This is a genomic window from Halovivax sp. (assembly GCA_007119345.1).
Classification (GTDB): domain Archaea; phylum Halobacteriota; class Halobacteria; order Halobacteriales; family Natrialbaceae; genus Halovivax.
In genome coordinates this window covers 1-4,015 of sequence record SKPV01000020.1, presented here as the reverse complement: position 1 = coordinate 4,015, position 4,015 = coordinate 1, and the positions used below count along the sequence as shown (strand labels likewise).

The 4,015-nt window shown below is 68.8% G+C and carries 4 protein-coding genes and 1 pseudogene; all 5 read left to right on the top strand.

Going from position 1 to position 4,015, the window contains the following annotated elements; translation table 11 throughout:
* Positions 1 to 227 precede the first annotated feature (227 nt).
* The gene (locus QZT59_RS01895; protein ID WP_290810555.1) at positions 228 to 932 is read left to right on the top strand and encodes an RNase P subunit p30 family protein; all 705 of its coding nucleotides are present in this window, start codon (positions 228 to 230) and stop codon (positions 930 to 932) included.
* Entirely contained in the window at positions 916 to 1,551 is a 636-nt protein-coding gene (locus tag QZT59_RS01890) for a class I SAM-dependent methyltransferase (RefSeq protein WP_290810552.1), read from the top strand. The genes QZT59_RS01895 and QZT59_RS01890 overlap by 17 nt, the downstream gene beginning before the upstream one ends.
* Positions 1,548 to 1,889, top strand: a pseudogene (locus QZT59_RS01885) (Rpp14/Pop5 family protein); the annotation flags it as partial. The gene QZT59_RS01890 and the pseudogene QZT59_RS01885, both read left to right, overlap by 4 nt.
* 415 nt (positions 1,890 to 2,304) lie before the next feature.
* Complete coding sequence (gene psmA / locus QZT59_RS01880) at positions 2,305 to 3,063, top strand: archaeal proteasome endopeptidase complex subunit alpha (protein WP_290810549.1); 759 nt, start codon at positions 2,305 to 2,307, stop codon at positions 3,061 to 3,063.
* Between the two features lie 137 nt (positions 3,064 to 3,200).
* Entirely contained in the window at positions 3,201 to 3,926 is a 726-nt protein-coding gene (locus tag QZT59_RS01875; RefSeq protein ID WP_290810547.1) for a ribosome assembly factor SBDS, read from the top strand.
* Positions 3,927 to 4,015: the final 89 nt, after the last annotated feature.

The window sequence follows — 4,015 nt, the reverse complement described above, 5'->3', positions numbered from 1 at the left end:
TCCGTCTTCGCCCGCACGTCGGGATCCGTCTTCGCCCGCACGTCGGGATCCGTCTTCGCCCGCACGTCGGGATCCGTCGCTCGTATTCGTCGTTCTCCGGCATGCTGGGACCAACCACGCCCGTACGCTGCATTACCCGCGAGCTGACACCGTGTGCGCTCGCCCGCAGCGGTCCGTCTTCGCGCCCGACGCAACCGACAAGTCGGTGCCGGATAAAGTGCTCGCGTATGTACGAAGCCGCCCGCGCGGATCCGAACGACGAGGGGTCGGTCCGCCGACTCGCCGCAACCGCCGCCGCGTACGGCTTCGACGGCCTCGTCGTCCGGAACGCGAACGAGGGTCGGCTCTCGTCGGCGATCGGCCCGGCGGCGGACGCGGCCGGGGTCGACGTGGTCGACGGGGCGGCGGTGACCGCGTCGGATCCGCACGGTGCGAGCGGCGCCGTCGGGAACGTTCGGACCGAGCACTCGATCGTGATCGTCCGCGGGGGGTCGCCGTCGATGAATCGGTTCGCGGTCGAGAACGAGAAGGTGGACGTGCTCTCAAAGCCGATGGCGGGAGAGGGCGACTTCAATCACGTACTCGCGAAATCCGCCGCCGAGAACGGCGTCCGCGTCGAGTTCGACCTCGGTCCGGCCCTGCGGACGACCGGCGGCCGGCGGGTGCGCGCTCTCCAGGGGCTTCGAAAGCTCCGCGAACTCGTCGATTACTACGACGCACCACACGTCGTGAGCGCGACCCCCGCCGATCGCCTGGAACTGCGCGCACCCCGGGACGTGTGCGCGCTCGGCGAGCAACTCGGCCTGCCCGCGAGTTGGATCGAGGAGGGGCTGGTCGAGTGGGGACGCCTCGCCGCACGCAACCGCCGCATCGGGTCCGATTCCTTCATTGAACCGGGGGTCGAACGTGGCCCGTATGAAGAAGACGGTTGAGGAACACGCGGCTCGATTCGACGAGCAGGCGGACAGCTACGACGACTCGAAATCGCCCGAGTATCGGGCGTGTGCCGACCTGGTGATCGAGCGCGCGGCCCCGTGCGGGGACGACGTCGTCCTCGATCTGGGAACCGGGACGGGGGCCATCGCGCTGGCGCTGGCGCCCGAGGCCGAACGCGTCGTCGGTCGGGACGTGAGCGAGGGAATGATGGACCGCGCCCGCGAGAAGGCGGCCCGGGAGGGAATCGAGAACGTCGAGTTCGGCCGCGGAACCTTCCGCGAACCCGCCTACGACGGACCGGTCGACGTGGTCGTCTCGAACTTCGCGATGCACCACCTCTCGGACGAGGAAAAGCGGACGGCGATCGACGTCGTCGCCGGCCTCGGCGCGCGACGCTTCGTCCTGGGGGACGTGATGTTCTTCGGCGAGCCCGACCCCGAGGAGCCGTTCTACTCGCCCGAGGTCGACGACCCGGCGACCGTCGGGGTGCTCGCGGACGCACTGACCGACGCCGACTTCGCCCTGACCGCCGTCGAACGCGTCCACGAGCAGGTCGGCGTGCTCGTCGCCGAGCTCGCACGCGGCGACGATTCGTCCGGGCGAAGGGACGAATGAAGCACCTCCCGAAGCACATTCGCCCGCGGTGGCGCTACCTCGCGGTGAGATTCGAAACCGAACCCGACGCGGAGGTCGGCCGTCGGGCCTTCCAGCGGGAGTGCTGGTACGCGGCCCAGAATCTGCTGGGCGATCCGGGCAGCGCAGCGGCGGATCTCACCGTCGTCGCGTTCGCACACGAGGGGGGTACGGGCGAAGCGCTCGTCCGCGTCCGTCGGGGTGAAACGGACCCGGCGAGAGCGGCGCTGGCCTGCGTCGCTCGCGTCGACGGGCACGCCCTCGGGCTGCGGGTCCTGGGCTCGAGCGGGACGATTCGCGCGGCGCGCGAGAAGTTTCTGATGCTCGCGTGAGTCCGTCCCTTCCTGCTCGCGTGAATCCGTCGTGACGCTCGCGGGGGTCCGCCGTTCGAACTCGCGTCCGGGGGTCTCCTCCTGCCGGAGGCCGTCCGATCGACGACGACCGCCTCGTCGAGACGACTCGTTCGACCGACGGTCCGGCGATCCGGACCGTCCGATTCCGCGACCGACGAGAGCCGATTCGACGGATTTCGGTCCGCAGGCGACTCACGTCGGCCGAATGAGTGTTTGCGGCGAGGCCGCCCTGGTAAGTAAACTATTTAGGACGCCGTCGGCAACTCACGGGACGAGAGATACGTCGTGTTCGGGAACGACGCGGAGTCGACGCCGGCGTCGATCGGGGGTCGACTCGACGGCGCGTTCTCCGACGCGACAGACCTCGATCTAGCGTGATACTATGCAGGGACAAGCCCAACAGCAGGCGTACGACCGCGGCATCACGATCTTCTCACCGGACGGTCGACTGTACCAGGTCGAGTACGCCCGTGAGGCCGTCAAGCGCGGTACGGCGAGCATCGGCATCCGAACGAGCGACGGCGTCGTCCTCGCCGTGGACAAGCGCATCCCCTCCCCGCTGCTCGAGGACTCCTCCGTCGAGAAGATCCACAAGGCCGACGACCACGTGGGGATCGCGAGCGCGGGTCACGTCGCGGACGCCCGGCAGCTGATCGACTTCGCGCGCCGGCAGGCCCAGGTCAACCAGCTCCGCTACGGCGAGCCGATCGGCGTCGAGGGGCTGACGAAGTCGGTCACCGACCACATCCAGCAGTACACCCAGGTCGGCGGTGCGCGCCCGTTCGGCGTCGCGCTCATCGTCGGCGGGATCGAGGACGGGCAGCCGCGCCTGTTCGAGACCGATCCCTCGGGGACGCCCTACGAGTGGAAGGCGCTCGCGGTCGGCGCCGACCGCGGCGAACTCCAGACCTTCCTCGAGGACGGGTACGACCCCGAGGCCGACCTCGACGGCGGCGTCTCGCTCGCGCTGGACGCGCTCGCGTCGGTCAACGAGGGCTCGCTCCTCCCGAACGAGGTGGGGCTCGCGACCGTCGACGTCGAAACCGAGAGCTTCGAGATGTTCGAGCAGGACCGGATCGCGACCTACCTCGAGGAGGCAGACCTCCTCGACGAGGGCGAGGAGCCGGACGACGAGGAGTAGCGTCGCCTCGCGGTCACACCTGGCGGCAGTTTTCGCCGGTCGCTTCGGACGATCGGCCCGGTCGCGCGCCCGGAGCGACCGGCTCGTCCGCCGACGTCGGGAAACACTCTTGTAACCGCCCGGGAAACGTCCAAGGTATGATATCGCTCGACGAGGCGGTGACGGCGCGACTCGAGTCTCACGGGGCGCGCTTCGAGGTCCTGGTCGACCCCGACGCCGCGCTGGCGATCAAACGCGGCGAGTTCGAGGACGACCTCGAGGACGTCATCGCCGCCGAGGACGTCTTCGAGGACGCCTCCCGGGGCGACCGACCGGCCGAGAACGACCTCGAGAAGGTCTTCGAGACGACGGATCCGCTCGAGATCATCCCGGAGGTCATCGAGCGAGGCGAGATCCAGATCACCGCCGAGCAGCGCCGGGAGATGCAAGCACAAAAGCACAAACAGCTCGTCAACCGGATCACGCGCAACGCCGTCAATCCGCAGATGGACAACGCGCCCCATCCGCCCGAGCGGATCGAGAACGCGCTGGAGGAAGCCGGCTTCAAGGTCGATCCGATGGAACCCGTCGAGAACCAGGTCGACGACGCGCTCGACCAGCTGCGGCCGGTGATCCCGATCCGCTTCGAGGAGGTCACCGTCGCGGTGCAGGTTCCGGCGGAGTACGCCGGCAGCGCCCAGGCGAAGATCCGTCAGTACGGCGAGCTAGAGCGCGAGGAGTGGCAGCCCGACGGCTCCTGGATCGGCGTCATCACGTTCCCCGCCGGCCTCCAGAACGACTTCTACGACCTGGTCAACGAGAACACCAGCGGCGAAGCCGAGACGGAGATCGTCAAGGACAAAGACGAGTTGAGTACGCGCTGACGGCGGTCAGCGATCGGGGCGGCGCTTCTGGAGGCTACCCAACCACGGGAGCGGTGCTCGAACCATCGGGGTGGTGCTCGAACCATCGG

Coding starts and splice junctions, on each gene's coding strand:
- QZT59_RS01875 (WP_290810547.1), top strand. CDS start 3,201: ATGATATCGCTCGACGAGGCGGTGACGGCGCGACTCGAGTCTCACGGG.
- QZT59_RS01890 (WP_290810552.1), top strand. CDS start 916: ATGAAGAAGACGGTTGAGGAACACGCGGCTCGATTCGACGAGCAGGCG.
- QZT59_RS01895 (WP_290810555.1), top strand. CDS start 228: ATGTACGAAGCCGCCCGCGCGGATCCGAACGACGAGGGGTCGGTCCGC.
- psmA (WP_290810549.1), top strand. CDS start 2,305: ATGCAGGGACAAGCCCAACAGCAGGCGTACGACCGCGGCATCACGATC.